The organism is Planctomycetia bacterium (assembly GCA_021413845.1).
In the GTDB taxonomy this organism is placed as follows: Bacteria; Planctomycetota; Planctomycetia; order Pirellulales; family PNKZ01; genus PNKZ01.
This window is the reverse complement of record JAIOPP010000039.1, coordinates 1-18,712: the sequence shown is the minus strand read 5'-3', so window position 1 is coordinate 18,712 and position 18,712 is coordinate 1. Positions and strand designations below refer to the sequence as shown.

The window sequence follows — 18,712 nt, the reverse complement described above, 5'->3', positions numbered from 1 at the left end:
TAGCCCCGGATGCATATCCGGGGCCGCACCGCAACGATCGTTCGCTATCAGCTGTGGCGGACGGCACGTGGAACGTGCCTGCTACTTAAACAAAGCACGGCCGTGATCGCGCCTTGTTGCGACTTAAAAAACATTCGTGCGTCGTCGCCCGAGCGGGCCGGGCTTCTTGTCAAACGATTCTCTGCGCAGAGCATTCCGCCCGAGCCGGCTTGCTTCAAATGAAGAAAGACTGGCTCGCGCGACGACGCACCGGACGACACCCGCAGCAACGAAGCGCTCTCTGCGATGTTGCAACCTCGCAGAGCCCGTCGTGCATAATTTAATCCTCGATATTCGTCGTCGCACGTTTCATCCACGAACGCACGACGACCAAGGATCGCGATACGTGATCATTCGCCGAAGCAAACCTTCACGCACCGCAGGCCGGAAAGAGACATCGAACGATTTGCTTTCTCAATCGATCGACCATCGTCGCGAGGGACCGAGCTTAGCGCTCGATTCGTTCCAGCCAAGGCGGCGACAAGCGGCGCGGCCGAAGCTAAAAATTCCCCATCGCGATTCGTCGTCGCCGATTTCGCGTGAACGAAACAAGCAACGCGTCGAAACCTACCGGAGGTCGGAGTCTCGTCTCCTCACGAAGTTCAACATCGCACTTCAAGCGGTGAGTTTCAACGCGAAGAATTGGGCCATTTCTGTAACGTAGCAGGCACGTTCCACGTGCCGTCCGCCACAGCTGATACGGAACGATCATTACGGTGCGGCCCCGGATGTGCATCCGGGGCTATTGAACGGAGCTGCCTGTGAACAGAGCGGCGTGTGAACGGAGGCTGCGTGCGTTGCGATGCCGCACTCAGCTTCAACGACGCATGTGGCTGACGGCACGTGGAACGTGCCTGCTACTTTTCCTGCTCCTTCCGCCCACTGCCCTCCGCCCCAATTCTCCGGTATAATCGCCGGTTTTCCGCGGTCGGGTTGCCGACCGATAGTTCACTCCCCCCTTTCGCGAAGGTCACGGCCACGATCATGGAAGCCGGTATCGTAGGATTGCCCAACGTCGGGAAGAGCACCCTCTTCAACGCGCTCACCAGTTCCAAGGCCGCGCAGAGCGCGAACTATCCGTTCTGCACGATCGAGCCCAACGAAGGGGTCGTCACGGTTCCCGACGATCGCCTCGCGCGGATCAGCAAATACATCGTGCCGAAGAAGCTCGTGCCGGCCGCGATCAAGCTCATCGATATCGCCGGCATCGTCAAAGGGGCCAGCGAAGGGCAAGGACTCGGCAACAAGTTCCTCAGTCACATCCGCGAGGTCGACGCCATCTTGCAAGTCGTCCGCTGCTTCGAGGATCCCGATGTGATCCACGTCGCCGGATCGGTGAACCCGGTGTCGGATATCGAGACGATCGAAATCGAATTGATGCTCGCCGACATCCAAGCCTTGGAGACGGCCCTGCCGAAGGCGGAGCGCGCGGCCAAGAGCGGCGACAAGGAAGCCAAGGCTCGCGTCGACGTGATTAAGAAATGCGTCGCGCATCTGGCGACGGACGAGCCGCTGCGCAAGATGAAGATCGAGATCGACGAAGCGAAAGCGATCAACAGCTTCGGCCTGATGTCGGCCAAGCCGATCATGTATGTCGCGAACGTCGACGAGAACGACCTCGAAGGGAAAGGCCCGCTCGTGATGCAGGTCCGCGAGTTCGCGGCGAAGGTCGGAGCGTCGGTCGTGCCGGTGTGTGCGAAGCTCGAAGCCGAGATCGCCGAGCTCGACGAAGGAGATCGGAAGGAAATGCTCGAATCGTCGGGCCTCGCCGAGCCTGCGCTCGCCGTGCTCGCGCGCGAAGCCTATCGCGTGCTCGGGCTGCAAAGCTACTTCACGGCCGGCGAGATGGAAGTGCGCGCTTGGACGATCCCGATCGGTGCGACTGCGCCGCAAGCCGCCGGCGTGATCCATACCGATTTCGAGAAAGGTTTCATTCGGGCCGAAGTCTATTCGCTGCCGGATCTCGAAACCTATAAGGGTGAAAAAGAGATCCGCCAGGCCGGAAAACTGCGTGTCGAAGGGAAGGCGTACGTCATGCAAGACGGCGACATTTGCCACTTTTTGTTTAATAATTAGCAGCCGCTTACCAACTGCCGCGGATCTGCATCACGCGGCTATCGAAAGGAAGAACACGATGAAATATTTCTTCGTTGCCGCCTTGAACCTGGCGACGCTGTTCGCTGCGCCGCTCTGCGTTGTTGCGAAAGATGCGCCTGCCTCCGTGAAGCCGGCAGCCGCCCAGTCGCCGATCGCCGCTGCGTTGCAGCCGTTTGTCGATAGCCATTCGTTGGCCGGTGCGGTGACGCTTGTCGCCGACAAAGATAAGGTGCTCGCCGTCGACGCCATCGGCTTTGCCGATATCGCCGGCGAACGGCCGATGAAGCCCGACACCATGTTCTGGATCGCCTCGCAAACGAAGTCGATCACGGGCGCAGCGCTGATGATCTTGGTCGACGACGGCAAAGTGAGCCTCGACGATCCGATCGAAAAATATCTGCCCGAGATGAAGGCCCTGCGCGTGGCGCTTCCTAAGGGAGAGACGGGCGAGCCGCAGCCGCCGAAGCATCTCGTTACCGTGCGCGAAGTGCTGAGCCATACGTCGGGCATGCCGTTCCGTTCGGCGAAGGAAACCCCGACCCTCGACGCGCTCACGCTCGAAGCCGCCGTGAAGACGTATGCCGCGACGCCGCTCACGCACGAGCCGGGCTCGAAGTATCAATACTCCAACGCCGGCATCAACACCGCCGGCCGGATCATCGAAGTCGTCAGCGGGAAGAAGTACGAAGACTTCCTCGACGAGCGCTTGCTCAAGCCGCTCGGCATGACCGACACCACCTACTGGCCGAGCGAAGAGCAAGTCTCGCGGCTCGCGACTTCGTACAGTCCTAATAAGGAGAAGACCAATCTCCAATCGATGACGATCGGTCAGCTACAGTATCCGTTGTACGACAAGACGAAGCGGTACCCGATGCCGGCCGGCGGCCTGTTCTCGACGGCGGGCGATGTCGCTCGCTTCTGCCAGATGCTGCTCAACAAAGGTAAGTTCGACGGCAAGCAGATCTTGTCGGAGAACGCCGTGAAGGCGCTCACGTCGAAACAAACCGGCGATGCCGTGAAAGACGGCTACGGCCTCGGCTTCTCGGTCGGCGGCGGCAGCTTCGGGCACGGCGGCGCGATGTCGACGAACATGAACGTCGACACCACGACCGGCCTGATCACGGTTTTCCTCGTGCAACACGCCGGCTACGCCAACGACGGCGGCAAATGCTCCGGCGTGTTCCGCGACCAGGCGAAAGCCCTCTACGGCAAGAAGTAGGCCGCGACGCTGCGAAGCCATTCGCGACTTCGCAACAAACCAGTTAACAAACCAAGTGTCGATAAACACAATTCCGGTAACAACTTACGACTCACATCCTCAAGCATCGGCAAAACGCTCGTACGGGCTCACGCCACTTGTCCGATTTTGCCGATGCTTGTAAGATTGAGGATTCCCCAACTATTCCGCTGGACCGAGTAGCAGCCTGCTGCCGCTCGCCGGCTTCCTCGCCGTTCGTTTTCGCTAAGGTCGTGCGCCATGCAAAAAAACATCCATCCTCGCTACATTCCGACCGTCGTTAAGTGCGGTTGCGGCAACGGCTTCCTCACCCGCAGCACGCTGCCTGAAATCAAGGTCGATATTTGCAACGTTTGCCATCCGTTCTACACGGGCAAACTCAAATTCCTCGACACCGCCGGCCGGATCGAAAAGTTCCAGAAGAAGTTCGCCGCCGGTTATGCCAGCCTCACGAAGAAGGCCAAGAAGCCGGTCAGCGCCGGTGCCGCCGACGAAGAATAGCGTCTGAATCCAAAGCGACGATGCGGGCCGTGTGCCTCACGTTCGCCGAACCCCGAGCGCGCCCCGAGCGGCTTGCGAAGTTCGTCGAGCCTGAGGCGCGCGGCTCGCTCCGTTTGCGGCGCGCGTGCCTCGGGCAATCCGCCGCTCGCTCGATTCCTGCGTGCGTAGTTCTTCACCGGCTTCCCTTCCTTAGTTCTTGCTCGCGGTGTCCGTCATGCGCGATGACTTAGATAAAAAACTGGCCCGCTTCGACGAGATCGACCACATGCTGGCCGATCCTCAGGTGTTGAACAACAGCTACCTGATGACGACCCTCTCGCGCGAGCGAGGCTCGCTCGCCAAGATCGCGACGAAGTACAAGCAGTTCAAGGATTTCAATACGCAGATCGTCGACGCGAACGAAATGATCGCCTCGGGCGATAAAGACATGCGCGAGCTCGCCGAGATGGAGCTGCCCGAGCTGCGCGCGAAGCGCGAAACGGTTTGGAACGAACTGCTGGATCTCACCGTCGGCGGCGAAGACGCCAACCGCAGCGCGTGCGTGATGGAAATTCGCGCCGGCACGGGCGGCGAAGAAGCGGCGCTGTTCGCTCGCGATCTGTATGAAATGTATCGGCACTATTGCAGCACGCGCGGCTGGAAGGTCGACGTACTCGACATGAGCTCCACCGAGCTCGGCGGCTTCAAGGAAGTGATCCTCGGCGTCGACGGCGAAGGCTGTTATCGCGAACTGCAATACGAAAGCGGCGGGCACCGCGTACAGCGCGTCCCGACGACGGAAACCAAAGGGCGCATCCACACCTCGGCCGCGACCGTGGCCGTGATGGCGGAGCCGGAGGATGTCGAAGTCGAGCTCAAGCCCGACGACTACCGCAAAGACTTGTTCTGCGCCAGCGGACCGGGCGGGCAGCACGTCAACAAGACGCAATCCGCCGTCCGGCTCACGCACTACGAAACGAACATCGTCGTGCAGTGCCAAGACGAAAAGAGCCAGCACAAGAACTTCGCCAAAGCGCTCCGTAACTTGAAGACGCGGATCTACGAGTTCAAGCGGGCCCAGGAAAACGCCAAGCGCTCGGAAGAACGAAAGACCCTCGTCGGCTCCGGCGACCGGAGCCAACGGATTCGCACGTACAACTTCCCCGAGAATCGAGTCTCCGACCACCGCATCAACCTCACGCTCTACAAGCTCGACCACATTCTCTCCGGCGACCTCTCGCCGGTCACGCAAGCGCTCATCGACTACGACCGCAACGAGCAACGAGCGCAATTCGGCAACATGGAATAACATGAGCACCGCCGAGCCTTGGACGATCGCGCGCTTGCTGCAATGGACGACCGGCTTCCTGAAGGAGCGCGGAGCCGACACGCCGAAGCTCGACGCCGAAGTCTTGCTCGCCCATGCGTTGAAGTGCGAGCGGATCATGCTCTACGCCCGCTTCACGGAAGTTCTGGTCGAGCCGATGCTCACGGAGTTTCGCGGCCTCGTCAAACGCCGCGCCACGGGAATGCCCGTCGCCTATCTCGTCGGCAACCGGGAGTTCTTCTCGCTCGATTTCACCGTGACGCCCGACGTCTTGATTCCTCGTCCGGACACCGAATTCGCCGTGGTCGGGCTCGTCGACGCGGCGAAGACGCAGAAGCCGGCGGTGCGAAAAGAAGGCTTCGAGATCGCCGACGTCGGCACCGGCAGCGGCATCCTCGCGATCTGCGGCGTCGTGAAGATCCCCGGCGCACGCGCCACGGCGATCGACATCGAGCCGGGTGCTTTGAACGTCGCGCGCGGTAATGCCGAGGCGCATGGCGTGAGCGAGCGCATCGAGTTCATCGAAAGCGATCTCTTCGCCCGCGTGCCGCCGGAGCGGAAGTTCGACTTCATCGTCAGCAACCCACCCTACATCACGACGGCCGAAATGGCCGATCTCGATCGCGACGTCCGCGAATTCGAGCCGCATCGGGCCCTGGAAGCCGGTCCGCTCGGCACCGAGATCATCGAGCGCCTCGTTCCGCAAGCGGCCGAGCGCTTAGTTCCCGGTGGCCGACTCTTCATCGAAATCAGCCCGCAACTGAACGAAGCGGTCGGCCGGATCCTCGCAGCCGACCCACGCTTAGAACTCCTCGCCACGATCGAAGACCACGGCCGCAGGCCACGCATCGCGCAGGCCCGACGCCGCAACTAAGCGCAAGACGCGTCGGACTCGTTACGTTTGCGGACCACGATAAAACTGCTGCGTGAGGACGTTCTTTTTCGAGGTCGTGTGGCCGGGGGTTTTGTCGTCGCGGAGCGCCACGTAGAGCATGTGGTACTTCGCGTCGAGGTCGTCGGCGTAGTGAACCAAGAGCGCTTCGGGAGTCATCGGCGGCTTCGGGGCGCCCCACTCCGGCAGGCGTTGATGCGAGACGACGATGTGCTCGAGCCGCAGTAGCCGTTCGCGCTCGACCGGCTTCTCTTGCGCGGCGAGCATCGCAGCCGCTTCGCGCACCATGTCGCGCCCTTGCAGCACATGGCCGATCAAATTCCCCTCGGCCGTGTAGGCCGGCCCCTCGGGCTGCCACTCCAGTTCGCGAAGCTTGCCGATGTCGTGCAAGATCGCACCTGCGACGACGAGATCCACGTCGAGCGGCGGCGTCATGTCGTCGTAATACGCGGCATACTTCTCGGCGAAGAAGATCGCCGAGCGGGTCATGCTCAGCACATGCTCGAGAAAGCCGCCGCTGAAACTGTGATGGTTGCGCGTCGCCGCGGGCAAGGTGAGCAGAGCGTCGTGATGTTCGTCGAGCAGGTGCAACGTCAGCAGCCGCAGCGGTTCGTCGCCGATCTTCTCGCTCGCGATCGCTCGCAGCTCACCGAACATCGTCTCGGCGGCAAACTTCGAGCGCGGCCGGAAGTCGTTGGGGTCGAAGCCGTCGGCGGAGTCGGCGTCTACCACTTCGCGAATCTTGCGAATGTCCAGCTGCGGCCCGAACGAGGTCTCTTTGTAGGAGCAGCGGAGCTTGTAGAACGTGCCGGCCTTCCAAGCACGGCGGCAATCTTCGCCGAGCGGCGCGTCGTTCCAGACGGGAAACACGACCTCGCGGCCGGCATCGCGAAAGCCGACCCGATAGTACGGCTTGCCGTCTTTCGTCCGTTGCTCTTCCTTGAGAAACAAGAGCGCGAAGACGTCGGCATCTTGGCCGACTTCGAGCTCGGCGAGCGCCACGATCGGCAAATTCTTCGTCGGCATCGGAGCTTCCCAAAAGCGATCGCGGTACGATCACAGAGCAACGGACCCACTCTTCAGATGGGGGTCATATTACTCGGGAGCCGACGGCGATGCCACTTTTTCGCCCCAAGTAGCAGGCACGTTCCACGTGCCGTCCGCCACGGAGGACTTCATACAACCACAGCGGCTTGGTCAATCAACCACGTAAAACGGCCGGTTCACACCGGCCGCTCGCCAGGAAGTGTTGGCCCGATGCTGCACTCCGCTTGAACGACGCACGTGGCTACGGCACGTGGAACGTGCCTGCTACTTTGTTGCGTAGCCCTGCGGGTGCGATCGGTGCCAGTTCCAGGCCGTGCCGACGATCTCTTCGATCGCGACGTAGCGGGGCTTCCAGCCGAGTTCCCGACCGGCGGCCGAGGCGTCGGCCACGAGCTCCGGTGGGTCTCCTTCGCGGCGCGGAGCAACCACGGCCGGGATCGCGTGCCCCGTCACCTTACGACATGCCTCGACGACCTGCCGCACGCTGTAGCCATGGCCCGTGCCGAGGTTTAGCTTGATCGCCGCGCCGGGCCCGAGCTTCACGAGCCGGTCCAGCGCCAGCGCGTGGGCCGAAGCCAAGTCGTCGACATGCACGTAGTCGCGAATGCAGGTTCCGTCGGGGGTCGGGTAGTCGTCGCCGAACATCATAATCCGCTCGCGCTGTCCGAGGGCGACCTGCAAGACGAGCGGAATCAAGTGCGACTCCGGCGTGTGGTCTTCGCCGATGTCGCCGGCGGCCGCAGCCCCGGAAGCGTTGAAGTAGCGCAGCGCCGCGTAGCCGAAACCGTAGGCCTGCGCATAGTCGGCTAGCGCTTGCTCGACGACGAGCTTCGTGTAGCCGTAAGGATTGATCGGCTTCTGCGGCATCTGCTCCGTGATCGGCATCCGGTCGGGCACGCCGTAGGTGGCCGTCGTGCTCGAGAAGACGATCCGCTTCACGCCGACCGTGCGCATCGCTTCCAACAATGACAGCGTGCCGACGACGTTGTTTTGAAAGTATTTGCCCGGATCGACGACGCTTTCGTTCACGGCCGCGAAGGCCGCGAAGTGCATGACCGCTTCGATCTCGTGGTCGATCAACGTTCGTTCGAGCAGCTTCCGATCGTGCAAGTCGCCGACGATAAGCGAGCCGGCCGGCACCGCCTCGCGATGGCCGTAGACGAGATTATCGTAGACGCGAACATCGTGGCCGAGCTGACCGAGATAGCGAACGGCGTGGCTGCCGATATAGCCGGCCCCGCCGGTGACGAGAATGCGCATAACGGTTCCGCAGCGAGAGATCAGGGTGTGAATGCGAATCGTACGAACGGGCTTCTGGGCCAACTATACATCGCGACGGCGAACGTGGTCTTTCCGCTCGCCGATAATCGTTCGATCCGCGACGATCGGCATAACCGGAACGCCGCGTGCCGCGGCGGGCTATCGTCGCCGGCGAATTCCTCGCACTCGCGCTGACACATCGGCCGAAATGTCGACAATCTTGGCAGGGGATGTTCCGTGGGCAGGAGTTCGGCAATGGATCCGCGACGTGGGAAGAAGCCCGCACTTAAGCCCACACCTAAACCCACAGTGAACACCGCAGCCAAGCCCGTAGCCAAAACTGCGCCGGCGCCGGTCGGCGACGAGCGGGCGGCGATCGTGCGGCGCGGCGCAAGCGTCCGGACGAAGCTCGTGGCGCGCAAGCCCGACCACCCGTACGTCTCGGCCTTCTCCGAATACCTTCGGGCCGAATGCCACTTGGCCGACAACACGGTGCAAGCCTATCGCCGCGATATGCGCAAGTTCTACGAATGGGCCGGCGACCGAAAAGCGCAGAAGCTCACGGTCCACGACTTGGCCGACTACGCGGCCTGGCTGCATGCCAAACGGCTGTCGTCGGCGAGCCTGGCGCGGCATTTGATATCGCTCAAAGTTTTCTATCGCTACCTGCAGCTCGAAGCGATCACGCTCGACAATCCGGCCGAGCTGCTGGGAGCGCAGAAGCTGTGGCAACGGATCCCGCAAGTGTTGTCGCTCGAAACGATCGAGAAGATGTTGCTGCAACCGCTGGCAAATAAATACTGCAAGGCCCGCGACAAGATGTTGCTCGAGTTGCTCTACGCGACGGGCTGCCGCGCGTCCGAAATCTCGAACCTCAAAGTGCGCGACGTGCATCTCGACGAAGGGCATTGCGTTTGCCGCGGCAAGGGAGACAAAGAGCGGATCGTGCCGCTCGGCGGGCGGGCCATCGAAGCGGTGCGCGTTTACTTACGCGACGAACGCCCGACCCTCGCCGGACCGGGAGAAGACCCGTCGCCCTATCTCCTCCTCTCGCGGCGCGGCAAGCAGATGCGGCGCGAGCGGGTGTGGGAACTCGTGAAGTCGTATGCGCTCGAGGCCGGCGCGCATCCGGACGTGAGCCCGCACACTTTAAGGCACAGCTTCGCCACGCATCTCCTCGCCGGCGGGGCCGACTTACGGCTCGTGCAAGAGATGCTCGGACATGCGAGCATTCAGACGACGCAGATCTACACGCACGTCGATCAATCGCGCCTAAAAGCCGTGCATCGGAAGTTTCATCCGCGGGCATAACACGGCGTTGCGGCGAAACGGAGGGGCCACGCTCGCGAAACCGCAAGCGCGTTAGAGTAGCCCTTCGCCGAAGTTGCGCGGCTTTTGTTCCGCGGGGGCTTCGGTCGAGGCTGGGATGTTGAGGTTCGTGTGCGGCCCGCGCGGCTCCGGTTCGGGAGCTTCGATCTTTTGCATCTGGCCCGGCGTGGCTTGACCGGTAAGAGCTTGCGCAGCGGCCGGGGGATCTTGCGGCGGAACCTTGCGAATATGAGGCTCGCGACGCGGCTCGGAATGGCGTTGGTCGGCGTGCCGCTGGTCCGGATGTTTCTGTTCGGGATGACGATGCTCGTCGCGGCGCGTGCCGTTCGTGCGGCGCGGGGCCGGCGCTACGTCGTCATCGAAGTCGTCGTAGCTGGAAACGTAGCCCGGCTGCTTCGAGCGCTCTTGCTCCAGGTGAAACGCGTCGATGACTTTCTGCTGAATCAAGTCGCGGCATGCTTGATTGATCGGATGCGCAATGTCGGCGTAGAGCTTCGTGCGCCCTTCGTCGTCGCGGGCGGTGTCTTGCCTAAGGCGCGCTCCGCATTGATTGCAGTAGCCGGCTTTTAGGTGGTTCTTGCACCCGCATTGGTGGCAATGCGCGGTGAGCCGTCGGCTCGGCATGGCGACGAACGAGCCGTTGGTGCCGCCGATGATTTTCAAATCGCGAATGACGAAGCAATGGTCGAACGTGATCGAGCAAAACGCCTGTAAGCGTTCGCCCGCATCCTCCATGAGCTTGATGCGAACCTCGGTGATTTCCATGGCTGCTTACTCCCTCAGCGAAGCTCATTAACTATCGCGGTAGTGCTTTCGGCATGCTCGAAATCCTCAACGAGCCTCACGCCGCAGTGCCGTATGTCGCAGTACAGGTCCGCACGGCAAACGTCCGCCCCAACCCTCGACAAGCGAGTTGCGAGGCGAGGCGGCGCGCGTGCCGTGCGTCTCGACAGAGCGCGAAGTAGCTGGTGCCGCTGCCGCTCATACGATGACCCAAGCAGCCAGATGTATGCAACTCTTGCGCCAACGCTCGAATCGACCCGTTAAGCGTCTCCGCGGCCGGCTGTAAGCGATTATGGAACAGCCGGCCTAGGTCGATCGTCTTCCCCGCTTGCCAAGTTTCGACCAGCGGACCGGCTTGCCGGCTCCCGTCGCCCGGCTTGCAAGCGCGATAGACATCGGCCGTGGAAAGGCCCGTCGGGGGTTTCACCACAACGAAGTCGAGCGGCGGCAAACCGGCGAGCGGCTCGATCCGCTCCCCCCGACCACGGCAAACCGCGGCGGTGCGGGCGAAGAAGAACGGCACGTCGCTCCCGATCTCCGCGGCGACTTCGGCCAGTTGCGTAGTCGACCAGCCAAGGTTCCACGCGAGGTTAGCCGCCACGAGCGCCGCCGCGGCATCGGTCGAGCCCCCGGCCATTCCCGCCGCCATCGGAATGCGCTTCGTCAATCGCACGCGCGCACCGCGCTCGCAGCCCGAGCGTAGGCGCAACAACTCCAGGGCCCGCACGACGATGTTCGCCGACCCTTGCGGCAGCGGCTCCGGAGATGACTCCGGAGATGCTGTCGCTCGGCAGCTCACGGCCGTGGCGTCGGCGATCGTTTCCGTTTCCAGCTCGATTCGGCCCGAGGCGTCGTCGGCCAAGACGAGCGTGTCGAAGAGCGACACGGGAGTCATGAGCGTTTCGATTTCGTGGTAGCCGTCGGGCCGCTTCGCGAGCACTTCGAGAAACAGATTCAGCTTCGCCGGAGCAAGCACTTCGACCGACGATCCTCGACGTCGCACAAACATGATGACCCTCGCTCGCAGCAGTGCTGACTCAAAGAAGCAAATCTCGAAGCTCGATCGGGGCCGCGCACGATCGGGTGAGAGAATCCGGTCGGAAGCATCATCGAGAAGAATCGACGATCGAAGATATAAACTAACGGCCCGACGCCGCGGCGGCACGCGAATTCTAGCGAGGCCGAAAAACAGGGTCAACAACTTCGGGGGGCCGTCGGGCTTTACCCGACCCTAAGAACGCGCGCCGGAGGCCGAATCGCGGCGCTTCGACGATCGCCGAACTGCACGATGTTGCACTGCACGATCAAGAATGCGCGACTACGGGACGTAAAGGTAGTTACCACCCGTTAGACGCGCAATCGCTTCGAGCAGTCGTCCGCCGTTGAGGCTCTCGAAGCCGATCGTGTGGACCGGAATCTTCTTCGTCTTCGGCTGCGCGAGCGCCATTTTGTCATACACGGCCGGATCGAAGTCGCCGTCGGTCAGCAGATAGATCGCGTCGGGCTTCATTCGCAGCGCCATCGCGAGGCCGTCCCAAGGCTCGGTTCCGCCGGCCGGAATCGCGAGCTTACACCACTCCTGCGTCTTCGTGATCTGCTCCGGCTTCGCTTCCACGAGATGCCGCTCGGGCATCGCGAACGTCGTGTGATTGAAGAACGTAACGAAGTATTTTTGATTCGGCTTCAACGCGCCGATCGAACGGAGCAATTCCGCTCGGCAGCGCATATAGCGATCGTTCGTCGACATGCTGCCCGACGTATCGACGACGAAGACGAAGCTGCGTCCCTTGGCTTCGACGCCGAAGAACGTTGCTTTCGCGTCCTTCCATTCGCCGACTTCGCCGAGCATGCTCTCGCCGTAGGCTCGTTCGATTCCCATGCCCGATCCGCCGGTCGCCATCTTCTCGACGGCGTTGACCTTGAGCGGCGTGATTTGCAAGCCGCCGACTTTTCCTCCACCGGCTCCTCCGCCGGAGCCATCCGAGCCGCTGCTGCTCCCCGCCGCCTTCATCTTGCTGGCGACCGAAGCGATCGGCTTGATGTTCACCGCGATGATCTTCGGCGTCTCGATCTTCGCTTGAATCGTAGCGATGGTGAACTCGAGTTGCGGTTGCTGCTTCGGCAGCTCCGGAGCGCGCAAGAAGACGTTGCCGAGCGCCACCAAAACACCCAAGTGAACGATCGTCGACAAGAAGCTCGAGATGAGCGCACGCCGGATGTGCCAGAGCCCGTCGGTGAGCAGCACGAGCGGCACGGCAGGTGTGCCCGCACCCGCGGCTCGCTCGGCAACGGCAGGCCCAGCGATGGCGGGCCCAGCGATCACCGGCTCGTCGTACACCGGTTCCGCGACTAAGAGCGCCGTGAGGACGGGCTCCGCGGTCTGCGGCGGTTCGTAGGGCGAAGCGATGAGCACGAGGCGGTACTGAGAGTGATGAACCGTGTGTGTTGGACTGAGTCCGTGTCAGCAAACAACCGTGATGATATCCGAGCCGATCGGTTGCGGAATCAAACGAAAACCGACCTCCCGGAAGTTTAAGTATATCCCATCAGTCAAATGCGGGATCAGCGAGGGGGGCGACCACGGCCCGTCTTCCGGGCGAGCACCCTCGATCGTTAAACGGACGGAAGCCGAACTTTCTACCGGTTTTATCGTCTCGAACGGCTTCCCGACGACATTATTTCGCGACTCACTTGGCAGGGGAAACCGGCCGTTTTTCATAGGGAACGGCAGACCAGAGGCCGATTTTGCGGCGGGGCTCGAACCCGGCAGCCAGCATCAGGCCGTCGGCTCGGAAAGCCAGCGGCGACGCATATCCGTCGAGCGTGGCATGCACTTGGCCCCCGACGACGTCCCACAATTTCACCTCGCCGCCGGCCTGCACCCACCGCCCTCCGGAAGCCGACGCCACGACTCGACCGTCGGGACTGAACGCGACGTCGTAGATCCCCTGAGCGTGCCCGCGCAGAGTGTGCCTCGGTCGCGCGGTGGCGACGTCCCACAGGATCAGGCAACCGGCATCGTCGCCGGCTGCGAGCGTTTTTCCGTCGGGTGAGAAGTCGAGGGCCAGAACATGGCGCTCATGGCCCGAGAGCGTGGCCCGCGGAGCGCCGGTCGCGGCGTCCCACAGCTTCACCGTGCCGTCGCGCGAGGCGGTAGCGAGCAGCGGCGACGAGTTCTGCGATAGCGCCAGCGCGTTGATCGACGCCGCATGGGCCTGGAAGTCGAGTTGGGTCGTCGTCGCCCCGGTGGCAGCGTCGGCCGGCGCGAACGACCGGACTTTGCCGTCGGCATCGGCCGTGTAACAGCGCCGGCCGTCGCGCGCGAGCGCGATGTCCATGACCCAAGCCGGCTGTTGCCACACGCGCACCGTCTTCGCGGTCGCCAGATCCCACAGGCGAATCGTGTTGTCTTCACCACACGAAAGCAACTGCCGATCCTCCGGCAGAAAACAAAGCGCGCGCACCGCCGCGGCATGGCCGACGAGCAACTTCGGCTTGCGTCCCGCGAGTTCATCGTCGAAACCGGAGACGCGGATCACCCCTTCATAACCGGCGACCGCCGTGAATTTGCCGTCGTGAGAAAATGTCACGGTCAATGTCTTCAAATCGTCGCCGTCGACGAGCCTCGGCACGCGTTCGCCCGGCACATCCCAAAGCTTCACGGTTCGATCGTCGGCTGCTGAGACGATCGCTTTGCCGTCGTCCGTGAACCGGAGTGCGCCGATCCGTTCAGTGTGTCCGCGGTACTCGGCGGTCGCGTTGCCGCTTTCCAAATCGAGGACCGTCAGCACCTGCTCGTTCGTCGCGTAGGCGAGCCGGCGACCATCGCGGCTCAAAGCCACGGACCTCGCGGCACTCCCGCCGAGATCGATTGAATCGATGAGCTTGATCCGACCGTCGCTCAAGCCGACGGCGAGCGTCTTGTCGTCGGGCGAGGCGGCGAGCGAGAGAATCTCCCCTGCTCCGGCGACCGACCACTCGGCGATGGCGTTGCCAGCCGGGTCCCAGATGCGCAGCGTGCCGTCGTCGGCGGCGCTCGCCAGCCAGCGACCATCGGCGAAGAACACCAGCGCGACCGCCGCTTCCGCATGGCCGACGAGATCGCGCGGCGTCGCGAGCGCGGCGAAGTTCCACACCCGCAGCGAACGATCGTCGTAAGCGGCCGCGAGCCGAGAGCCGTCGGGCGACAGCGCCAAGAGCGTGGCGCCGGCCGTCGTGACGGGCACGACGCTCGGCATCCCGTTCGCCGTCGCTCCGTCCGCAGCGCTCCAAACGCGGACCGTGTCGTCGAGCGCCGCGGTCACGAGTTTTCCGTCGCCTCTTTCCGCCACGCACCAGACCGGCGCGGCATGCCCTAAAAGGGTCCGTCGTTCTTGCGACGCCCTTCGGACGAGCATGCCCCAGGCGAAGTCGCGCAGCTCCGGTGGGCAACGTGCTTCGTCGCGCAAGAGTTGCAACGATTGGTGCGGCGCACGCTCGACGAGCGCCTCGGCTTGATTCAACTGCATCGTGTAGACGCTGCGATTCAGGCTATCGAGACGATCGGCAAGTTGCTCCGCTTGTCCGCGGATTTGTTGCTCTTGCGTCTCGGTCCGATTCAGTGCCTCGCGCAAGCGGACGTTGTAGCGCGTGCCGCCGACGGCGAGGATCGCCAGCGCGGCGGTCGTCGCTACGATCGCCGTGGCCCAACCTTGATGGCGCCCGGCCCATTTCCAAGCCCGTTCGAGCGAGCCGACCGGTCGGGCCAGGATCGGCTCGCCGGCGAGGAACCTTCGCAGATCTTCGGCCAGTCCGGCCGCGTCGCGATACCGGCGGGCGGGATCGCGCTCCAAGCATTTCAGACAGATCGTCGCCGAATCGCGCGGCAAGTTCGGCACCAGCTCGCGCGGCGAGGGAGGATCGTAGTCGCGCGCCTGACGCAAGGTTTCGAGCGGAGTCGCTCCGACATGCGGCGGCCGGCCCGTGAGCAACTCGTAGAAGATCGCGCCGAGGCCGTAGATGTCGGCGGCAGGCGTGGCGATACCGGGCTGCTCGATCCGCTCCGGCGCCAAATAGCCGGGCGTCCCCGCAAGCGCGACGGACGACAACGCTTCGTAGTCGGCATCGTGCGCGAAGTCGTGCTCGGCGAGAGTCGTCGCCGCCTTAGGTTTTTCGTCGAGCGCAGCGGCCGAGCGGGGCAACCGCGCGAGGCCGAAGTCGGCGATCTTCGGCGTGCCGTCGCGCGCGAGCAGGATGTTGGCCGGCGTGAGATCGCAATGGACGATGCCGGCGCGATGCGCGCAATCGAGCGCCGCGGCGAGCAAGCGGATCAGCTCCGCGGCTTCGCGCGCCGGCCGAGGCCGACCGCCGAGCGCTGCGACCAGCGAGCCCCCTTCGACATACTCGAACGCCGCGAAGAGCCGGCCGTCGGGCGTTTCGCCGAGTTCGTAAAGCTGCACGATCTGCGGGTGCCCGAGCGCCGCAGCCGAACGCACTTCGGTGCGAAAGCGTTCGGCGAGCGCGGCGCCGGTCGAACCGGCGCCGTGCAAGATCTTCACCGCCGCCAGCCGGCCGAGCTCGACATGCGTGGCGAGATACACGGTTCCCATGCCGCCCCGACCGAGCGCCCGCACGATCTCATAAGCTCCGCAGCGCTCCGGACCTTTCGTCGCCGCTGCAGCATCGTCGAGCGGGCGAGCGCCGGTTGCGCCGAGCGGTTCGTCGCTCGCCAGCAAGCGATGGATATCGAACTGCCGCTCGAGCGCCGCAGACCATTGCGGGAAGCGGCGCAAGTAGTCGGCGTCTTGCGGACTCCGCCCGAGTTCTTCGCGCGTGGCATATTCGGTGTAAATCAGTTCGAGCGCGGCGTCGGGATCGGCCGCGAGCGCAGGGAATGCATCGAAATAATGCTCGACTCGCGCTTCGTCGCCGGTGCGCAGGCGACGTATCAGATCGGCGCACGCCTCGCGCAGCGTGCTCGTAGTGCCGACGGCGGAAAGCGGAGTTTGCGACATGAAAAAGGCCGGCGTCGACCGCAAGAGGGGCGATGAAGATCGGCGGCTGGCTCCTTCACGCCGTTCTATTATGTATGTTAGCACGCCCCCGAATGTTATGATATGCGGGAGAATCGCGATGCCGGAGCGGCATGGCACCTCTTCCGCAACCTGAGCGACGCATGCCCACGTCTGCACCCGAACCGCGTAAGGAATCGACCGACTTCTGGCTCCGCTTGCGCGATGCCGACGAGACGGCGCTCGCCGCGATCGTGAAGGAGTATGAGCCCGAGATTCGCCGGGCGGCGACGATGCGACTCGGCCCCCTGCTCCGTCCGCATCTCGACTCGGTCGATCTCGTGCAGTCGGTTTACATCACGCTGCTGAAAGGTCTGCGCGGCGAGAAGTTCCACATCGCCGGCCCGCAAGAGCTCGTAGCGCTGTCGGCCGAGATCATTCGTCGCAAAGTGGCGCAGGTTTGGAAACGGCTCAAGCGCCGCACCGAGCTGAACAACAACCTCACCGGCTCGCGCGAAGACGAAGAGCATGTGATGGTCAACCGCGAAGGAGAACCCGACCCAACGGCCGACGCCGAACTGCGCGACGCGATCGAACGAATCATGCAAGAGTGCGACCCCGCGGATAAGAAGCTCCTGCAACTCCGCCTGGAAGGACACTCGACGGCCGAAGCGGCAAGGGCCCTCGATGCCGATCCGGATGTGTTACGCGTGCGCTTGAGTCGGCTTAGGAAACGGTTGACCGAACGAGGGTTGTTGGCCGAGTGGTTGTAGCGTGTCTTCCCCGGATATTCATCCGGGGTTATTGAACGGTCCGTGGAAACGTTGTGGTTAGGCGCGCTTTGGAAAAGTTTTGTATCGTCGGGGCTGGTTCTTCCGGGTTGGCGGCTGCGAAGGCGTTCGTCGAGGCGGGGATTCCGTTCGATTGCCTCGAGCGCGAAGACGACGTCGGCGGCAACTGGTATTACGGCCGGCCGCAGAGCAGCGTTTATGCCTCGACGCATACCATCTCGTCGAAGCGGCTCACCGAGTACGTCGACTTTCCAATGCCGGCCGACTATCCCGAGTATCCCCACCATCGCCAAGTGTGGGACTATCTCAAAGCCTATGCGCAAAAGTTCGGGCTCTACGAGCGGATCGAGTTCGGCCGGACGATCGAGCGGATCGAGCGCAGCGGCGACCGTGCCGCCGGCGGTTGGACCGTGCGACTCGCCGACGGAAGCGAGCGGCGATATCGCGGGATCGTCGTCGCGAACGGACACAACTGGAAGCCGCGGTTGCCGAGCTTTGTCGATAAGCTTAGCGCAACCGTGCTGCACTCCTCGCAATATAAAACGCCCGACGTGTTCGTCGGCAAGCGCGTGCTCGTCGTCGGCGCGGGGAATTCCGGTTGCGATATCGCGGTCGAAGCGGCGCAGCATGCCGAGCGGACATTGCATAGCACGCGCCGCGGCTATCACTACTTGCCGAAATTCTGGCGCGGGATGCCGATCGATGCGCTCAACGAGAAGCTGCTCCGCTATCGACTGCCGAAGCCGGTTCGTCGCTGGCTCGGCGCGCTGGTCGAGCGGGTCTCGTTCGGCCCGGCCGGCAGCTACGGCTTGCCGAAGCCCGACCATCGGCTGTTCGAGTCGCACCCGATCATCAATCAACAGTTGTTCTACTATCTCGCCCACGGACGAATTCAGCCGAAGCCGGACGTCGCAGCGCTCGACACGCAACACGACGCACAACTCAACGCCTTGAGCGGCGCTGTGCATGAGGTTCGATTCTCCGACGGGACGCGCGAGCAGGTCGACGTCGTCGTGCTCGCGACCGGCTTTCAGATCGCGTTTCCGTTTCTCGATTCGGAGCTTCTGAATTGGCACGGCGGCAAGCCGCGGCTCTTCCTCAACGTCTTCCATCCCACGGCCGACGACCTCTTCGTGGTCGGCCTCATCCAGCCCGACAGTGGGCAGTTCGGGCTCGTCGACTATCAGGCGCAGCTCGTGGCCCGCTACGTCGCGGCGTGCGACCGCCGGCGACCCGAGGCCGAACGGTTTCGGCGGCTGAAGACCGACGCCGACCTCGCGCTCGACGGGGGGATGCGCTACCTCGCCACCGAGCGGCATCTCTTAGAGGTCGAACACTTTAGCTACCGCCGAAAGCTCCAAAAGTTGTTGGCGACTCTGCCGCCAAGATAGCGCCTGTGTGCTCTGAGAAAGCTCCGAGGCGAGCGGGGTGCCGTCAGGC

At 63.2% G+C, this 18,712-nt stretch carries 14 protein-coding genes; 8 read left to right on the top strand and 6 right to left on the bottom strand.

The genetic code is table 11. From position 1 onward, the window contains the following. Positions 1-1,023: 1,023 nt before the first annotated feature. The 5 genes from ychF to prmC all read left to right on the top strand — a co-directional run bounded on the left by ychF (position 1,024) and on the right by prmC (position 6,054). Positions 1,024-2,115: a redox-regulated ATPase YchF gene (gene ychF / locus K8U03_08025; protein ID MCE9604833.1), complete on the top strand. Its 1,092-nt coding sequence runs from the start codon at positions 1,024-1,026 to the stop codon at positions 2,113-2,115. 58 nt (positions 2,116-2,173) lie between these two features. After that, positions 2,174-3,355: a beta-lactamase family protein gene (locus K8U03_08020; GenBank protein ID MCE9604832.1), complete on the top strand. Its 1,182-nt coding sequence runs from the start codon at positions 2,174-2,176 to the stop codon at positions 3,353-3,355. 258 nt (positions 3,356-3,613) lie between these two features. Further along, positions 3,614-3,874, top strand: coding sequence for a 50S ribosomal protein L31 (rpmE, locus tag K8U03_08015; GenBank protein ID MCE9604831.1), 261 nt, complete (start codon positions 3,614-3,616; stop codon positions 3,872-3,874). Positions 3,875-4,088: 214 nt separating this feature from the next. Then, on the top strand, positions 4,089-5,162 hold the full coding sequence (gene prfA, locus K8U03_08010; GenBank protein ID MCE9604830.1) for a peptide chain release factor 1: 1,074 nt from the start codon (positions 4,089-4,091) through the stop codon (positions 5,160-5,162). A gap of 1 nt (position 5,163) precedes the next feature. After that, complete coding sequence (prmC, locus tag K8U03_08005) at positions 5,164-6,054, top strand: peptide chain release factor N(5)-glutamine methyltransferase (GenBank protein MCE9604829.1); 891 nt, start codon at positions 5,164-5,166, stop codon at positions 6,052-6,054. A 21-nt stretch (positions 6,055-6,075) separates the two neighbouring features. Here the strand turns inward: prmC and K8U03_08000 are convergent, their stop codons facing one another. Both K8U03_08000 and galE read right to left on the bottom strand, forming a co-directional pair. Next, positions 6,076-7,098 (bottom strand): HD domain-containing protein, encoded by a 1,023-nt coding sequence (locus tag K8U03_08000; protein ID MCE9604828.1) that lies wholly within the window; start codon positions 7,096-7,098, stop codon positions 6,076-6,078. A gap of 285 nt (positions 7,099-7,383) precedes the next feature. Next, positions 7,384-8,379, bottom strand: a complete 996-nt coding sequence (gene galE / locus K8U03_07995; protein MCE9604827.1) for a UDP-glucose 4-epimerase GalE — start codon at positions 8,377-8,379, stop codon at positions 7,384-7,386. A 255-nt stretch (positions 8,380-8,634) separates the two neighbouring features. Between galE and xerD the strand changes: the two genes are divergently transcribed. Beyond that, positions 8,635-9,690 (top strand): site-specific tyrosine recombinase XerD, encoded by a 1,056-nt coding sequence (xerD, locus tag K8U03_07990; GenBank protein ID MCE9604826.1) that lies wholly within the window; start codon positions 8,635-8,637, stop codon positions 9,688-9,690. A 51-nt stretch (positions 9,691-9,741) separates the two neighbouring features. Here xerD and K8U03_07985 read toward each other — a convergent pair whose 3' ends face one another. The 4 genes from K8U03_07985 to K8U03_07970 form a co-directional block, all read right to left on the bottom strand. Continuing rightward, positions 9,742-10,473, bottom strand: a complete 732-nt coding sequence (locus tag K8U03_07985) for a septation protein SpoVG family protein (protein ID MCE9604825.1) — start codon at positions 10,471-10,473, stop codon at positions 9,742-9,744. 76 nt (positions 10,474-10,549) lie between these two features. Next, positions 10,550-11,500 carry a 4-(cytidine 5'-diphospho)-2-C-methyl-D-erythritol kinase gene (gene ispE, locus K8U03_07980; GenBank protein ID MCE9604824.1) on the bottom strand — a complete coding sequence of 317 codons (951 nt, stop codon included), beginning with the start codon at positions 11,498-11,500 and terminating at the stop codon, positions 10,550-10,552. Positions 11,501-11,809: 309 nt separating this feature from the next. Then, positions 11,810-12,904: a hypothetical protein gene (locus tag K8U03_07975; GenBank protein ID MCE9604823.1), complete on the bottom strand. Its 1,095-nt coding sequence runs from the start codon at positions 12,902-12,904 to the stop codon at positions 11,810-11,812. A 274-nt stretch (positions 12,905-13,178) separates the two neighbouring features. After that, complete coding sequence (locus K8U03_07970; protein MCE9604822.1) at positions 13,179-16,484, bottom strand: protein kinase; 3,306 nt, start codon at positions 16,482-16,484, stop codon at positions 13,179-13,181. Positions 16,485-16,645: 161 nt separating this feature from the next. Between K8U03_07970 and K8U03_07965 the strand changes: the two genes are divergently transcribed. Together K8U03_07965 and K8U03_07960 are read left to right on the top strand one after the other, a co-directional pair. Next, the gene (locus K8U03_07965; protein MCE9604821.1) at positions 16,646-17,254 is read left to right on the top strand and encodes a sigma-70 family RNA polymerase sigma factor; all 609 of its coding nucleotides are present in this window, start codon (positions 16,646-16,648) and stop codon (positions 17,252-17,254) included. A 68-nt stretch (positions 17,255-17,322) separates the two neighbouring features. Next, positions 17,323-18,663 carry an NAD(P)-binding domain-containing protein gene (locus K8U03_07960; protein ID MCE9604820.1) on the top strand — a complete coding sequence of 447 codons (1,341 nt, stop codon included), beginning with the start codon at positions 17,323-17,325 and terminating at the stop codon, positions 18,661-18,663. The last annotated feature ends 49 nt before the right edge of the window (positions 18,664-18,712 follow it).